Raw genomic sequence first — 15,907 nt, forward strand, 5'->3', positions numbered from 1 at the left:
ATCTTTATCTGTTTGTTCTTCTAACTTTACAAACATGTCAATAATCAAACAATCGGCCAGCCTATACACTATGTGAATAAGTTGTAAATTTAATAGGTTTGGGCGATGCCAACAAATACTCGAATTCTCGTGGTGGATGATGATCAAGAAATCCGCGAGCTGCTGGAAGAGTACCTCACAAAATCTGGTTTCGATGTTTCTTCTGTGGGAGATGGTGTTGAACTAGAAGCTCATCTGCAAAACCAAGGTTATCCAGATCTGATTCTGCTTGATGTGATGCTACCCGGTGACGATGGTTTTACCTTGTGTCAACGCGTCCGTAAGCAATCGAATGTGCCTATCATCATGCTGACTGCCGTATCGGATGAAACCGACCAAATTATCGGCTTAGAAATTGGTGCTGATGATTACATTGCCAAGCCGTTTAGCCCTCGTCAGTTAATGGCGCGTATCAAAGCGTTGTTGCGCCGCGTTCAAGTGGTGGATGACAAGACAAGTGATGCATTGCCAAAACAGATTGTTTTTGGTGATTGGACGCTTGATACGTTAGCGCATCGAATTTCCCACAATGAAAACTCGGAAGAGATGGATTTGTCGGGCAGTGATTTTTCTCTGTTGATGTTGTTCTTAACTCGCCCTAACGAAGTTCTCGACCGTGACACTATCTCATTCGCGACCAGAGGCCGTGAAGCGTTGCCTTTTGAGCGAGGCATTGATGTGCAGCTTAGTCGTCTGAGAAGCCGATTGGGCGACAGTGGCAAGTATCCTCACTACATCAAAACCATGCGCGGTAATGGCTATATCCTCGCTGTGCCTGTTCAGTATGAACACTGATAATCAAGTGATGTTAATGAGCACCTCGGCAATGAAGTATTTCCTATGAACGGGTTGAGTCGGTTAAAGCCAAACTCTTTGGTTGCCAGAACATTGTTACTGACCTTGTTAGCTGTGGTGATAGCTCAAGGTATCGCAACGTCTATTTGGTATAGCGAATCCAAACACAAAGAACTGGAGGGGATTCGTTCTGCCTCTTCAAGCATGGCCAATATGTTTGCCTCGACGGTGACTTTCTTCCAGTCTCTGCCCGTTAAATATCGCCATATCGTGTTGGATCAAATCCGCAATATGGGCGGTACGCGCTTCTTCGTTTCTTTCAATAAAGAGGCGTTGATTGTCGAACCGATCCCTGATACCCGTTTAAAAACCGCCTCGATTGAAGCGATAGAAAGTGTTTTGAGTAGCAAGCTCAATAAAGTCGAATCAGTGCGGGTTGATTTCTCTCGCCCTGAACATCTTCGTTTGCTTAAAAATGACATCTACTTGAGCGATCTCCCACGATCGTGGGCACATCATACTTTAACCTTAGAACCTCTTAACCCTCCTATTCTGGTTGTTCAGATAGAATTAGCCAGTCATGAATGGGTGTATATCGCCGCGTTGTTGCCTGCGCCTTACGTCAAACTCGACGATACGATTCTCGGCAGAGAACAGGTGATCTTCTTAGTTTCCTCGACCCTCATTCTTTTGGTTTTGACTTACTTGATGATTCGTCGGCAAGTACGCCCTCTTAAAAAATTAGCAAGAGCGGCCAATGAGATGAGTATGGATATTCAGCAGCCGCCACTTAACGAAGAGGGGGCTACTGAGCTGGTGACGGCGACCCGAGCGTTTAATCGAATGCAGCAACGGATTCGTCGCTATGTTGCCGACCGTGAGCACCTTTTCTCTGCAATCTCACATGATTTAAAGACACCAATAACACGGCTTAGACTACGAGCCGAGCTATTGGAAAGCGAAGTAAAGAAAGACAAGTTCAATAAGGATTTGGATGAGCTTGAGATGATGGTTAAGGGCGCTTTACAAGCGGTAAGAGATACCGACCTTCACGAAAACAACGCCATTATCGACCTCAATGAGATGATGCTCTCCGTGATTGAACTGCACAACCAACATCAAACCTTGGTTGAGTTTGAGCCCATTGTGGTTGACCCGTTAGTCGCCAAACCATTAGCCATTAAACGTGTGCTGACCAATCTTATCGACAACGCTGTGAAATATGGGACATCAGCTGAAGTCGATATTAACAGTGATTCGGTGTGGGTTATCGTGACTATTCAAGATCACGGAAAAGGTATTCCTGAAGACAAGTTAGAGTTGGTGTTTGAACCTTACTTCAGGCTCGCCACTGACGACCAAGGACACGGTTTAGGGCTTGGAATCTGTCGAAACATCCTACACGGACACGGCGGAGATCTCATTATTCGTAACTCCCCTCAAGGCGGCTTAGAAGCTAAAGTCTATATTCCACGCGGCCTAGAAGTTTAATGTAACAATTGTGTTACATTGAGCTTACCTTTTGTTTCAATCTTACAAATCAGAATAAGTAGACTCTGTATTGAACCGGACGTCGAGTCCGCTAAAACATGGAAGATAATAATGAAAATCAATAAAACCCTACTTACTCTATCTCTTCTTGCTGCCTCAACATTTTCTCAAGCTGGTGAAGTGGAAGTGCTTCACTGGTGGACTGCCGGTGGCGAAGCGAAATCCGCAGCGGTACTGAAAGAGATGATTGAAGAACAAGGCCATACTTGGAAAGATTTCGCTGTTGCTGGTGGCGGCGGTGAAAGTGCGATGACTGTTTTGAAAACTCGAGCAGTGTCGGGCAATCCTCCATCTGCGGCGCAGATTAAAGGTCATGATATTCAAGAGTGGGGTGGTTTAGGTTTTCTAACGTCTCTCGATGCAACTGCGAAACAAGAAAAATGGGATGAGCTACTGCCAGAAGTGGTCACTAAAGTGATGAAGTGGGATGGCGAATATGTCGCAGTTCCTGTCAACGTTCACCGTGTTAACTGGCTTTGGGCTAACCCTGTTGTTTTAGAAAAATCAGGTGTGACGGTTCCAACTACCTTAGATGAGTTCTTTGTTGCTGCGGACAAGATCAAAGCAGCAGGTTTCATTCCTCTAGCGCACGGCGGTCAACCTTGGCAAGACGCAACAGTCTTCGAGGCTGTGGCACTTGATGTACTTGGTAGTGAAGACTACAACAAAGCGTTCGTTGATCTAGATATGGACGTGTTATCTGGCGATAAAATGGTCGAAGTGTTCACCAAGTTCAAAAAGATGCGTGATTACATCGACAGCAACTCTCCAGGTCGTGACTGGAACGTAGCAACCTCAATGGTTATCAATGGTGAAGCGGCAATGCAAATCATGGGTGATTGGGCGAAGGGCGAGTTTACAGCGGCAGGTAAGGTGCCAGGTAAAGACTACATCTGTGCACCAGCTCCGGGCACTGACGGCCAATTTACCTTCAATATCGATAGCTTTGCCTTCTTCGAGCTAGGCGATAAAGAGAATCAAAAAGCGCAACAAGATCTTGCGAAAACCATTCTTACTAAAGACTTCCAAGAGGTCTTCAACCTAAACAAAGGCTCGATTCCAGTACGTCTCGATATGGACATGTCTAAGTTCGACCAATGTGCGTTGGATTCAATGGCAACCTTCAAAGCAAGTGCGGAATCTGGCGACCTTGTACCAAGTATGGCTCACGGCCTAGCAACGACAAGCTATGCTCAAGGCGCTATCTATGACGTTGTGACCAACTTCTTCAATGAGAAAGATGCTGATCCTAAAGAGGCAGCAGCTAAGTTAGCGAAAGCAGTAAAAGCCGCTATCTAATCTCACTTGGTCTAGTACCAAACCCCCAGGGTGGGTAGGTTCGTAGGGAGCCTATCTGCTCTTCACCTCAATTCTGATATGCGTGATGCTGATGTGGTGCCGAGAGGTAAGCCATTGGCTCAATTGTGCAACAAGGAAAAGTTATGGAGCATGTTTTGACTGAGTCGACTCCAAAACCGACAAGGAGCCAGCCTGCACCAAAGCCCAGTTTTGCTGACAGGTTACAATATTGGTTACCTAAGATTGTGCTGGCACCGACCGCGTTGGTGACCGTGGTATGTATCTACGGCTACATATTCTGGACGGCAGCGTTGTCGTTTACTAACTCTCGATTTCTACCGAGCTTCAATTTTGTTGGCTTTACTCAATATGAAAAGCTGATGGAGAACGATCGCTGGATCACCTCAATCACCAATCTCGGTGTGTTTGGAATCCTATTCATGGTGATTGCTATCGTCTTGGGTGTCGGTTTAGCGATTTTGCTTGACCAAAACATCCGACAAGAAGGCGCGATTCGTACCATTTATTTATACCCAATGGCCTTGTCATTCATCGTGACGGGTACCGCTTGGAAATGGATTCTCAATCCGGGTCTTGGCATTGAAAAACTGATGCAAGATTGGGGCTTTACCGACTTCAAATTCGATTGGTTAGTCGACTCTGAAATGTCGGTCTATACCTTGGTTATCGCAGCACTTTGGCAGTCGTCAGGCTTCGTGATGGCGATGTTCTTAGCCGGCCTTCGTGGCATTGATTCTTCAATCATCAAAGCGGCTCAAATTGATGGGGCAAGCTTACCCACTATTTATCTGAAAATCATTCTACCTTGCTTGCGCCCTGTGGTTTTCAGCGCGGTGATCATCACCTCACACATTGCGATTAAGAGTTTCGACCTTGTGACCGCGATGACAGCGGGTGGCCCAGGTTATTCATCGGATCTTCCTGCGCTATTCATGTACGCACACTCATTTACGCGTGGACAAATCGGCCTTGGTGCTGCCAGTGCCATGATGATGCTTGCTGGTATCTTAGCGATTCTCGTGCCTTATCTTTACTCTGAACTTAGGGAGAAAAAGTCATGATGAATAACATCAATTTTGCTCGAATCTTTATTTATTCAGCACTGCTTTTCTTCTGCTTGGTGTATCTAATGCCATTGTTTGTCATGGCGCTGACCTCATTCAAAACTCTGCCAGACATCAAGGCAGGTAACTTGATGAGCTTACCGAAAGAGTGGGTGTTTGATGCTTGGTATAAAGCGTGGGACACCGCCTGTACGGGCGTGAAATGTGAAGGCATCAAAGGCTACTTCTGGAACTCGTTCCAAATGGTGATTCCTGCGGTTGCGATTTCAACATTGCTCGGTGCATTCAATGGTTATGTAGTGACGAAATGGCAATTCCGAGGCTCGAATCTGTTCTTCAGCTTACTGTTGTTTGGTTGCTTCATTCCGTTCCAAGTGGTGCTACTACCAATGGCAACCATGCTCGGCAAGATGGGGCTAGCGAACACAACCATCGGCTTGGTGATTGTGCACGTTATCTACGGCATGGCGTTTACAACTCTGTTTTTCCGTAACTTCTACATCTCGATTCCGGATGAATTGATCAAAGCAGCAAAACTGGATGGTGCAGGCTTCTTTACCATTTTCTTCAAGATCTTATTACCGATCTCTACGCCTATCATCATGGTGACGGTGATCTGGCAGTTCACCGCAATCTGGAACGATTTCTTGTTCGGGGTGGTGTATTCCGGCTCAGAGACTCAGCCAATCACCGTAGCATTAAATAACTTAGTCAACACCAGCACGGGCGTTAAAGAATACAACGTTGATATGGCTGCCGCGATCATCGCCGCGCTGCCAACGCTGTTGGTGTATGTCTTCGCAGGAAAATATTTTGTTCGTGGCCTAACGGCAGGATCAGTAAAAGGATAATTACCCATGGCAACATTAGATTTAAAACAGATCCGTAAAACCTATCGCAACGCGGACAACGAAACGTTAAAGGGCATCGACATCAGTATCGATTCGGGGGAGTTCTTGATACTTGTCGGCCCTTCGGGGTGTGGAAAATCCACCCTAATGAACACCATTGCTGGGCTAGAAAATATTAGCTCGGGTGAAATCGTGATTGATGGTGTTGACGTGGCCCAGGTTGAACCTAAAGACCGCGACATCGCGATGGTATTCCAGTCGTACGCACTTTACCCAAACATGACGGTACGCGGCAATATCGCCTTCGGCTTGAAGATCCGCAAGATGCCACAAGACGAAATCGACGCAGAAGTGAATCGCGTCGCTGAAATGCTGCAAATTGAGCAACTGCTTGATCGTAAACCATCACAGCTATCTGGTGGTCAGCGCCAGCGTGTCGCGATGGGACGTGCACTAGCGCGTCGTCCTAAGTTGTACCTGTTCGATGAACCGCTTTCTAACTTGGATGCCAAGCTGCGTGTTGAAATGCGTCATCAGATTAAACGCCTTCACCAAAAGCTTAACACCACCATTGTTTACGTCACCCATGACCAAATAGAGGCGATGACCTTGGCGGATCGTATTGCGGTGATGAAAGATGGTGAACTGCAGCAACTCGGTACGCCGCAAGAGATCTACACCAAGCCAAACAATATGTTTGTCGCGGGCTTTATGGGTTCACCATCAATGAACTTCATTAAGACCATGGTGGATTTGGATGATGATCAGAATCCGATCATCAAAGTAACGGGTACGTCTGAGCAAGAGCACCACATTCGATTACCACAAAGCATGCGTGAGCAAGATGGCAAAGAAGTGGTGATTGGCCTGCGCCCTGAACACATCACTGAGCAGGAAAGTGAAGATGTGTCGGCAACGACCAAGCTAGATTTACAGCTGGAAGTCTTGGAACCTACAGGGCCAGATACGATTGCGATGGTGAAAGTGAACGACCAAGAAGTGGCATGTCGCTTGTCGCCAGAATTTGAAGTGTCAGTTGGGCAAATGGCGCCGCTGCATTTTGACTTATCAAAGGCGGTATTCTTTGATGCTCAGACTGAAGCGAGAATTGATTTTTAGTTTTTGAGACAGTAGCTCAATGAGAGTCTAAGCTTAAGCAAAGGCAGTATCACTAATTACTAATAAGTAACGTGATGCTGTCTTTTTTGTTGTTTTAGCCTGTTTTATTTCCTCACGAAAACAGAGGGATAAACGAGATAAATGGATTAACTGCAATAATATCGCCAAATAGCCTCCGTTAGCTCTATAAAGCTGACCGAGAACAGCGTAGGATCGCGCTACTTTAGACCAAATACTAGGTTGCACATTAGTGCATAAACAGAAGAATACATGAAACTAACAGCAAAACCCTCAGCTAGTAACGCTTTACTTATTTCTATTACGACACCGGACTTCAAAGGTGACGAAGCAAAAGAGTCTCTTGCCGAACTTGCTCGCTTAGTAACAACCCTTGGGTTTAAAGTGGTCGGTACACAATCACAGCACCACAGTTCAACACAACGACAAAACGTGTTGGGCGCAGGTAAGCTTGCAGAAATTGCACACCTCACCGGTTACCAAGGTTCGATTGAAGAAGCAGAAGATGAAGATTTTATCGATGAATCTTTTGATTTTCGCGCTAGTATCGATGAATTAGATTTTGATGATCTTCCATCTGAAGACGTGGAGTTTGGTACTGCTGACGTAGTGGTATTCGACTGTGATTTGAGCCCATCTCAACTGCGTAATGTAGAAGCGCACTTGGGTGTCGAGGTATTTGACCGTACTGGTATCATCATCGAGATCTTTAGCCGCCATGCTCGTACTCGTACCGCACGTCTGCAAGTTGAAATCGCTCGCCTAAACTACTTAGTGCCTCGACTGCGTGAAACAGCCGACGGTGATAAAGAGCGTCAAATGGGTCAGGGTGCTGGTGAAACTTCATTAGAGCTAGACCGCCGTAAAGTACGTGACCAAATTGCTGCGCTTAAACGTGAGCTGGTTAGCTTACAGGACGAAATGAAGAACCGACGCACTCAGCGTTCGGAGCTTTTCACTGTTGCTCTGGTTGGCTACACCAACGCGGGTAAATCTTCGATGATGCGCGCTATGACCGCAACCGAAGTGAGCGGTGAAGATAAGCTATTCGCGACCTTAGATACCACGGTTCGTGCACTTCAGCCGATCACTCAGCCGCGTATCTTAGTGTCAGATACGGTGGGTTTCATCAAGAAACTGCCACACGATCTGGTTGCTTCATTCCACTCAACACTAGCAGAAGCGCATGATGCTTCATTACTGCTTTATGTGGTTGATGCTTCTGATGTTTCATTCCGCGCACAGCTTGATGTGGTACACGAAGTATTAGCGCAAGTGGGCGTTGAAGGCAGCGAAAAACTATTGGTACTGAACAAGTGCGATAGATTGAGCGAAGAAGAACAGTTAGAGCTGATTGAAGAATTCCCAGATGCAATGCTGACCTCGACTCGTGACCCGCTCGATATCACCAAGCTGCACAAGTACATTGTGGGTGTGGCTGAACAAGGCATGATCGAAGAAGAGATCACGATTCCTTATTCTGGACAAGGCATTATCGGTGAGATCCGATCAAACATGAGCGTGGTGAAAGAAGAGTACGACTACGAGTGCATTAAGCTGACGGTACGTTCAAGTGCTATTGATTTAGCACGACTTAAAAAGCGTATGCAGAAATCGTAATTATCTGACTCAGACAATATTTCAATATACTATTGAGATAACCAGCTCTATAGAATCTCTATATAAGGCTGTCACTTTGTTTACCGGAGTGGTGGCCTTTATTTTTCCTCCTTACCTCTATTTGTCCTCTAAACCTCTATTTCATCATTGATAGTTTGGTCAACTCTCACCCATTTATAAATAATCTATGGGTCATTTTCCACCCATTAATATTATTGGTTGAGCTCCCTGATGAGCGGCTCGATATTGCCAAGCCTTATGGTTAAAGGGTTGTTAATGATTTGTGTCAATATGGCGCGCTAATTGCCTTAGTGAAAGCACGCAGTTCCCATTGAAGGGCTGCTTTGTTTACTAAGGAGAATAATAATGTTTAAGCCTCTTACCCTGCTGTCTGTATCTGCTCTGGCACTCACCAGTTTTAATGCTGCTGCAAACTGTGACCCTGGTGAAATCGTGATTAAATTCAGTCATGTAACCAATACCGATAAGCACCCGAAAGGCATCGCCGCTTCTTTACTGGAAGAGCGAGTAAACACAGAAATGAATGGAAAAGCTTGTATGCAAGTTTTCCCTAACTCAACACTTTACGATGATAATAAGGTACTGGAAGCCCTGTTAAATGGTGATGTTCAAATGGCGGCGCCATCGCTGTCAAAATTTGAGAAGTTCACTAAGAAATACCGCATTTTTGACCTTCCTTTCCTATTTGAAGACGTAGAAGCCGTCGACCGTTTCCAAAACTCAGAATCTGGTGAAAAACTGAAGAATGCGATGAAGCGTCGTGGTCTTCAAGGCTTAGCATTCTGGCACAATGGCATGAAGCAGATGTCTGCAAACAAACCGCTTATCAGTCCTGAAGATGCGGAAGGCTTGAAGTTCCGTGTTCAAGCATCAGACGTATTGGTGGCTCAGTTTGAGCAGTTAGGTGCTAACCCTCAGAAAATGTCGTTCAAAGAAGTATACGGCGGCCTGCAAACTAAGGTTATCGATGGTCAAGAGAACACTTGGTCAAACATCTACGGTAAGAAGTTCTTCGAAGTACAAGACGGCGTGACTGAAACCAATCACGGCATTTTGGATTACCTAGTGGTAACGTCAAACGACTTCTGGAAAGACCTACCTGAAGATGTACGTACACAGCTTGGCACCATCGTCCAAGAAGTCTCTGAAACTCGTAACGCTGAATCTTCAAAAGTTAACCTAGCGAACAAAAACAACATCATCGAAGCTGGTGGTGAGGTTCGTACGTTGACGCCTGAACAGCGTCAAGCATGGGTAACAGCACTTCAACCAGTATGGAAGAAGTTTGAAAAAGACATCGGTTCAGATCTTATCGATGCAGCATTAGCTTCAAACCAATAACACCGCTATAGGGTGGCGGCTCCCTACCGCTGCCCTTTATTAAAACAATTATAAGCGGAGCATTTTATGGAACAGTCTCAAATGGAACAGTCTTTATTTTCCAAAGTCGGAAGAGTCACCGATTTAATTGAAGAGTCTTTAATAGCCTTCTTTCTGGGTGCAATGACCCTACTAACTTTTGCGAACGTGGTCTTTCGATACGCGTTCAACGACAACATTTTATGGGCATTGGAACTCACCGTATTCATGTTTGCATGGATGGTACTGGTTGGCGCTTCTTACGGCGTTAAAAAGCACTTTCACATTGGCGTTGATGTCATCATCAACCTTGCCCCTGAAAAGCTACGCAAAGTGTACGCGTTAATTGCCGTCACTAGCTGTCTTGCCTTTTCAATCTTACTTCTCATCGGTTCATGGAATTATTGGTACCCATTCGCGACTGATCGCGCATGGTATGAAACCGATGATATCCCAATGCCAGAGATGCTGCAGTTCTTAGCTGAGTGGCTGAATGAAGGTGAGCGATACGAGAAACTACCACGCTTTATCCCTTACATGGCATTGCCGATTGGTATGGCATTACTAACGTTCCGATTCATTCAAGTTGCTTACCAAGTTGTGACGGGCAAACTCGACCGCATGATTGCAGGTCATGAAGCCGAAGAAGAGTTGGATGCGTTGAAAGCGGATGTGCTTGCGGGTTCTGACGAAGACGCGACAGCAGTATTGGATTCGACTACGAACAACAAGACCAACGTGTCGGGTACAAAGCCTAACGGTAAGGAAGACTAATCATGGCAATGTTATTTCTATTTTTGATGGTAATTGCTTTTATGTTGGTCGGTGTGCCAATTGCGATTTCCTTAGGTTTATCAAGCATCTTGTTTTTGTTGATGCATTCAGATGCGTCATTGGCATCGGTCGCACAAACGCTGTTCAACGCCTTTGCTGGCCACTACACATTGTTAGCGATTCCTTTCTTTATCTTGGCCTCGAGCTTTATGTCTACTGGTGGCGTGGCGAAACGAATTATCCGCTTTGCTATCGCGATGGTAGGCTGGTTCCGCGGTGGCTTGGCGATGGCATCGGTTGTGGCATGTATGATGTTCGCAGCGTTGTCTGGCTCTTCACCTGCGACGGTAGTGGCGATCGGTAGTATCGTTATCGCAGGTATGATCAAAAACGGCTATTCGAAAGAGTTTGCTGCAGGGGTTATCTGTAATGCAGGCACTTTGGGTATTTTGATCCCGCCATCGATCGTAATGGTGGTATACGCGGCGGCAACCGATGTATCGGTAGGTCGTATGTTCCTTGGTGGCGTGATCCCGGGTTTGTTGGCGGGTGTGATGTTGATGATCGCTATCTACATTGCAGCACGCATTAAGAAGATTCCAGCGCAACCATTTGTGGGTTGGGGTGAGATGTTCGCAGCCGCTAAAGACGCAAGCTGGGGTTTGCTACTGATCGTCATCATTCTTGGTGGTATCTACGGTGGTATCTTTACCCCTACAGAAGCAGCAGCAGTAGCGGCGGTGTATGCCTTCTTTATTGCCAACTTTATCTATAAAGACATGGGGCCGTTTGCGGATAAGAGCAACACCAAGCCAGCGCTGGTTAAAGTGTTCCAAACCTTCTTCCATAAAGATACTAAAGACACACTCTATGATGCGGGTAAGCTGACGATCATGCTGTTGTTTATCATTGCTAATGCTCTGATTTTGAAGCACGTGCTGACAGAAGAACGTATTCCTCAGATGATTACCGAATCTATGCTATCGGCGGGCTTAGGGCCGATCACCTTCTTGATTGTGGTGAACGTACTGCTCTTGATTGGTGGTCAGTTCATGGAGCCATCAGGCCTTCTGATCATCGTTGCTCCGCTAGTATTCCCAATTGCTATAGCACTCGGTATTGACCCAATTCACCTTGGTATCATGATGGTGGTGAACATGGAAATAGGGATGATAACACCGCCTGTCGGGCTCAACTTGTTTGTGACCGCAGGGGTCGCGAAGATGTCGATGATGAACGTAGTAAAAGCCGCACTGCCATGGGTAGGGGTGATGTTCTTATTCTTGATTATCGTCACTTACGTGCCGTGGGTATCAACATGGCTACCTACAACATTGATGGGACCGGAGATAATAACTAAGTAGTTATTCGAACGTTTCATTGGCATGGAATTCAACCCATAAAAAATGAGGAGGTCTTTAGACCTCCTCATCTATATGTCTTCCTCGCTTAACATGAGGATTTATCTGCTCATACAAAGCGCGTTTTGCCTCTAATTCTGGCGTGTGTAGATCGACATGATTGTCAGCATAAAAAATACCATCTATCTCGAAAGTATCGGTAATCGATGGCACTTTTGTTTTCTCACCCATAACCACTTCCTTATTATATTTATTGCATAACATCCTGTTGTCGAAATAAGTATAGGTGATCTTGCTCCCAAATCTAATTTAGTTTGGTTCTACCTTATAAGATTCTTTCGTTAGCTGGTGCTTTTGCATCTTATCGTAGAGGGTTTTTCTTGGTAGCTGCAGCCTTTCCATAGTTTCTTTGATACTGCCATTGCATTCAATAAGTGCCTGCTTCAACGTGTTTTTTTCAAAGTCAGATACCAATTCTGCCAAAGACAGTTCTTGAGTAGTTTCAGTGGCGCTGTCTGATAAGTGAGAAAGCTTACCTAAAAGCACAAAACGCTCTGCAGTATTACGTAATTCTCGAACATTTCCTGGCCAATCATGAGCCAAAAGCGCGTGCAGCTCCTTTTGTGGAAGGGCAGGGGCTGTCTTGCCATAACGCGCCGCAGCGACCAGTAAGAAGTGGTGGAAGAGTGCTGGGATATCTTCTTGTCGGCTTCTTAACGGTGGCAAATCTAAGGTCACAACATTGAGTCGGTAATAGAGATCTTGGCGGAAAGTGCCTTCTTCAGCGGCTTTCTTTAGGTCGACTTTAGTTGCCGCAATCACTCGAATGTCTAGAGGGACTAAACCATTAGACCCAACCCTTTCGATGACACGCTCTTGCAAGACGCGCAACAAGCGAATTTGTGCCTGCATTGGCATGGATTCAATTTCATCTAAGAATAGAGTTCCGCCTTGAGCAAATTCAAATTTACCCACTCGCTTGCTTTCTGCGCCAGTGAACGCACCTTTTTCATGGCCATACAGCTCACTCTCAATTAGGTTTTCAGGAACCGCTCCACAGTTGACCGCGACGAAGTTTTGTTCTCGCCTACTGCTTTGTTCATGCAGAGAGCGTGCAACTAATTCTTTGCCTGTACCTGTCTCGCCAAATAACAATATGTCGGCATTGGTATCGGCAACGTGAGTGATGATAGATCGCAGCTCCGTCATTGATTGCGTGTCACCAATGATCCTTGGACCAAGTGCTTGGCTGGCCTTAAGTGAACGTTTTAACTCAAGGTTCTCAAGGGTGAGCTGACGTTTTTCTATCGCTCGCTTAGTGGTTTCGATTAGGCGTTCATTAGCGAAAGGTTTTTCAATGAAGTCATAGGCGCCGTACTGGATTGCTTGAACGGCCATTGAAATATCGCCGTGACCAGTAATCATGATCACGGGGATCTCTTTGTCTTTGTGCATTACGGTGTTGAGCAGATCATGCCCGGATAGACCCGGTAAACAGATATCAGTGATGATCACGTGAGGTAAGCCGTTTTCTTGAATCGCGAGCAGAGCAGACTCCGCGTCGGGAAAGAATTCGGCATCAATGTCGGCGAGCTCGAAGCTCTGTTCAATCGCCATTCTTAGATCGGATTCATCATCAATGAAATAGACGTGACACATAGTGATTCCTTTACTTCTTTGTATTCTGGTTATTGCTGAGCTTTTGTTTGTTGTTCATGTCCAACAAGGGGCAGCTCTATGCTGAATCGAGCACCACCTTGAGGGCTACTACCGGTAACGAGCTTGCCATTTATTCCGCTGATTATTTGTTGAGAAATTGATAGCCCAAGTCCAAGTCCGTTTTTCTTGGTGGTATGGAAGGGTTCAAAAAAGTTTCCGTTCGAAGGGGAGGTGAAGCCGGGGCCGTTATCATCGACATGAATCAGCAAGGTATTGGCTTGTTGATGGTCGGACTCTCTAATCTCTAACAGAATAGCTAATTGTTTGTCGTCTTGTTGTTCCATCGCCTGAATCGCGTTGGTCAGCAGGTTAATGATCACCTGTTCCAGCTGAATGGCGTTGGCGAGCACGCAAGCATCAAAGGTCTCAGGGAGTTCGTTGACCTTAACTCGCTCGCTCTTTAGTTGTGGCTTCATCAGCTCTTTCGATGAATGTAAAACTGGGAGTATTTGTAAGGTGTGTAGCTCTTCCGCAGTAGATTTTTTGGCGAACGAGCGAAGCTGGTGGCTGATTTTCGCCATGCGATCAGTGAGTGCCGAGATTCGCGATAGATTGTCATCGACACGATCGGTTTTTTCTTTGGCAAGAAACAATCGGCCGTTGTCGGCATAACTGCGAATCGCGGCAAGCGGGTTATTCAGTTCGTGACTGATGCTCGCTGACATCTGCCCTAGCACTGCTAGTTTGGCGGCTTGGATGAGCTCGTCTTGGGTTTGCCTCAGAACATGCTCGGTTTCGATACGGTGTTTGATCTCAACATGTAACTCCGATGTACGTTCAAGCACTTGAAATTCGAGTTTTTGCTTGGCTTCGGATTGCAGCCTGTCTATCTGTGCTCGTCTTTGTTGTCTATGGTGGTTGAGCTGCATTGTTAGATAAATAATCGCAAAGATTAGGCTCAAAACCACAAGGTAAGCAACCAAGTCCCACCAAACTAAGTGGGTTGGAGAAAATACCCGTATGGTGAGTCTTGGTTCGGCTAGGAAACGCGAAGAACTAAAGAACTGCTCTTGGACGAGTTTGTGTGGCGACTCAATACGACTGGTGGCACTGTCTAAATCGCCGGAGAAGTGCAGGCTTTCTATTTTTGTATCGAGATACTGCCTGCTTTCTTGAATTCGAGTGTGTTGTACTTCGCTTAGCGGCTGAAGGCTTTTGAACAGCCACTCAGGGTTACTCGACATAAATACAATTTGATCTTTATCGTCAGCAACAAAAAAACTCTGTTTGCCTTTCCAACTTGCTTCAATCAGCGATAAATCCATCTTTACGACAATGACGCCAATAATCTCGGCGGCATAGGAGACGGGGTAAGAATAATAATAGCCTCGCTTTCCAGAGGTTGAACCTAGCGCAAAATATTGATTTTCATTGCCAATAATCGCTTCTTGAAAGTAGGGGCGGAAAGCAAAGTTACGACGAATAAAAGAACGCGGTTGATTCCAGTTACTGGCTGCAATGGTGGTGCCGATACTGTCTAGTAGGTAGGTGTCGGATGCTTGAATCACCGAGTTTACGTGCTCTAGATAACGATTAGTGAGTTCGATTTGCGCAGAGTTACTTGGAGAGTGCAGGGCATCGACCAGCTCTTTGTCTTTTGAAAGCAGCTCGGGAATGTGCGCGAACTTATCCAATTGGCTTGAAATATGAACAGAAAAGCGGTCCAGCTTAGATTGATGATCATTTAACAAACTTTCATGGCTCGTGCTCCACACCCAATGACCGCCAAACACCATCAGTAAACTGTATGTGACCATTAACAGTATTGGGATTTTAAAAGCTTGAAACATGAAGGCTCTCCGCTGATTTCTTTGGTAAACAATCAAGCCTGTCTTCTCTCGTTTATGGTAGCAAATAGCGGTAGTTTTTGCTGAAAGCAGAGAGTGAACAGATGGATGTAGGTTAAGGGTTTGTAACGGGGATTGTAACGGGGATTGTTGAAAAAGTTATCGACTCTGAGGGGTAAAACAAGAGCAAGATCTCTTTTTAAGGTTTTTAGCAAAAAAAGCCCTCGATTCCCTTGAAAAAGTCGCTATTGTCCCCATTTCTGTTGTGCTAAGTGATGATTTGATCGTTTTTGTATCACTTAGTTGGACGAATTTAGAGCATTCATCATCATGCAGAGGTGAACGGCTCGACAGAGATTAAACAGATCGCTAGAATGTCGCGTCTAAAATTTCTGTCCTGAGGCTAATCGGAGATACCTTTCTTGTTTCTGAAAACAAGCTTTATTGCGTTTTAATCGACGTGTGAAGAACGAAGATATCGCTGATTAGTCTGGTGTTTGGTTGAATAA

General features: G+C 45.6%; 13 protein-coding genes and 1 pseudogene. 11 read left to right on the forward strand and 3 right to left on the reverse strand.

Annotated features, from left to right (window positions below):
• Positions 1-105: 105 nt before the first annotated feature.
• From F0229_RS12270 to F0229_RS12315, 10 genes are all read left to right on the forward strand, one after another.
• Positions 106-834 carry a response regulator gene (locus F0229_RS12270; RefSeq protein ID WP_017060637.1) on the forward strand — a complete coding sequence of 243 codons (729 nt, stop codon included), beginning with the start codon at positions 106-108 and terminating at the stop codon, positions 832-834.
• A 45-nt stretch (positions 835-879) separates the two neighbouring features.
• Positions 880-2,325: an ATP-binding protein gene (locus F0229_RS12275; protein ID WP_017064094.1), complete on the forward strand. Its 1,446-nt coding sequence runs from the start codon at positions 880-882 to the stop codon at positions 2,323-2,325.
• Between the two features lie 111 nt (positions 2,326-2,436).
• The gene (locus tag F0229_RS12280) at positions 2,437-3,684 is read left to right on the forward strand and encodes an ABC transporter substrate-binding protein (RefSeq protein WP_171732950.1); all 1,248 of its coding nucleotides are present in this window, start codon (positions 2,437-2,439) and stop codon (positions 3,682-3,684) included.
• A 143-nt stretch (positions 3,685-3,827) separates the two neighbouring features.
• The gene (locus tag F0229_RS12285; RefSeq protein ID WP_171732951.1) at positions 3,828-4,766 is read left to right on the forward strand and encodes a carbohydrate ABC transporter permease; all 939 of its coding nucleotides are present in this window, start codon (positions 3,828-3,830) and stop codon (positions 4,764-4,766) included.
• The gene (locus F0229_RS12290; protein WP_009848502.1) at positions 4,763-5,620 is read left to right on the forward strand and encodes a carbohydrate ABC transporter permease; all 858 of its coding nucleotides are present in this window, start codon (positions 4,763-4,765) and stop codon (positions 5,618-5,620) included. Before F0229_RS12285 ends, F0229_RS12290 begins: the two co-directional genes overlap by 4 nt.
• A gap of 6 nt (positions 5,621-5,626) precedes the next feature.
• The gene (locus F0229_RS12295) at positions 5,627-6,739 is read left to right on the forward strand and encodes an ABC transporter ATP-binding protein (RefSeq protein WP_017068959.1); all 1,113 of its coding nucleotides are present in this window, start codon (positions 5,627-5,629) and stop codon (positions 6,737-6,739) included.
• Positions 6,740-7,009: 270 nt separating this feature from the next.
• A complete protein-coding gene (gene hflX, locus F0229_RS12300) occupies positions 7,010-8,377 on the forward strand; it encodes a GTPase HflX (RefSeq protein ID WP_171732952.1) in 1,368 nt (455 codons plus the stop codon).
• Positions 8,378-8,743: 366 nt separating this feature from the next.
• On the forward strand, positions 8,744-9,739 hold the full coding sequence (locus F0229_RS12305) for a TRAP transporter substrate-binding protein (RefSeq protein WP_128161586.1): 996 nt from the start codon (positions 8,744-8,746) through the stop codon (positions 9,737-9,739).
• Positions 9,740-9,805: 66 nt separating this feature from the next.
• Complete coding sequence (locus F0229_RS12310; protein ID WP_171732953.1) at positions 9,806-10,531, forward strand: TRAP transporter small permease; 726 nt, start codon at positions 9,806-9,808, stop codon at positions 10,529-10,531.
• A gap of 2 nt (positions 10,532-10,533) precedes the next feature.
• Positions 10,534-11,895, forward strand: coding sequence for a TRAP transporter large permease (locus F0229_RS12315; protein ID WP_008218377.1), 1,362 nt, complete (start codon positions 10,534-10,536; stop codon positions 11,893-11,895).
• Positions 11,896-11,949: 54 nt separating this feature from the next.
• On the opposite strand, the gene F0229_RS12320 is transcribed toward F0229_RS12315, so the two are convergent.
• The 3 genes from F0229_RS12320 to F0229_RS12330 form a co-directional block, all read right to left on the reverse strand.
• Positions 11,950-12,123 (reverse strand): hypothetical protein, encoded by a 174-nt coding sequence (locus F0229_RS12320; RefSeq protein WP_171732954.1) that lies wholly within the window; start codon positions 12,121-12,123, stop codon positions 11,950-11,952.
• A 78-nt stretch (positions 12,124-12,201) separates the two neighbouring features.
• The gene (locus F0229_RS12325; protein WP_019824789.1) at positions 12,202-13,551 is read right to left on the reverse strand and encodes a sigma-54 dependent transcriptional regulator; all 1,350 of its coding nucleotides are present in this window, start codon (positions 13,549-13,551) and stop codon (positions 12,202-12,204) included.
• Positions 13,552-13,580: 29 nt separating this feature from the next.
• On the reverse strand, positions 13,581-15,401 hold the full coding sequence (locus tag F0229_RS12330) for an ATP-binding protein (RefSeq protein WP_171732955.1): 1,821 nt from the start codon (positions 15,399-15,401) through the stop codon (positions 13,581-13,583).
• Between the two features lie 175 nt (positions 15,402-15,576).
• On the opposite strand from F0229_RS12330, the pseudogene F0229_RS22065 reads away from it, so the two are divergent.
• Positions 15,577-15,759, forward strand: a pseudogene (locus F0229_RS22065) (hypothetical protein); the annotation flags it as partial.
• Positions 15,760-15,907 lie beyond the last annotated feature (148 nt).

This window comes from Vibrio sp. AIC-3, from assembly GCF_013114515.1.
GTDB classification, from domain to species: domain Bacteria; phylum Pseudomonadota; class Gammaproteobacteria; order Enterobacterales; family Vibrionaceae; genus Vibrio; species Vibrio crassostreae_C.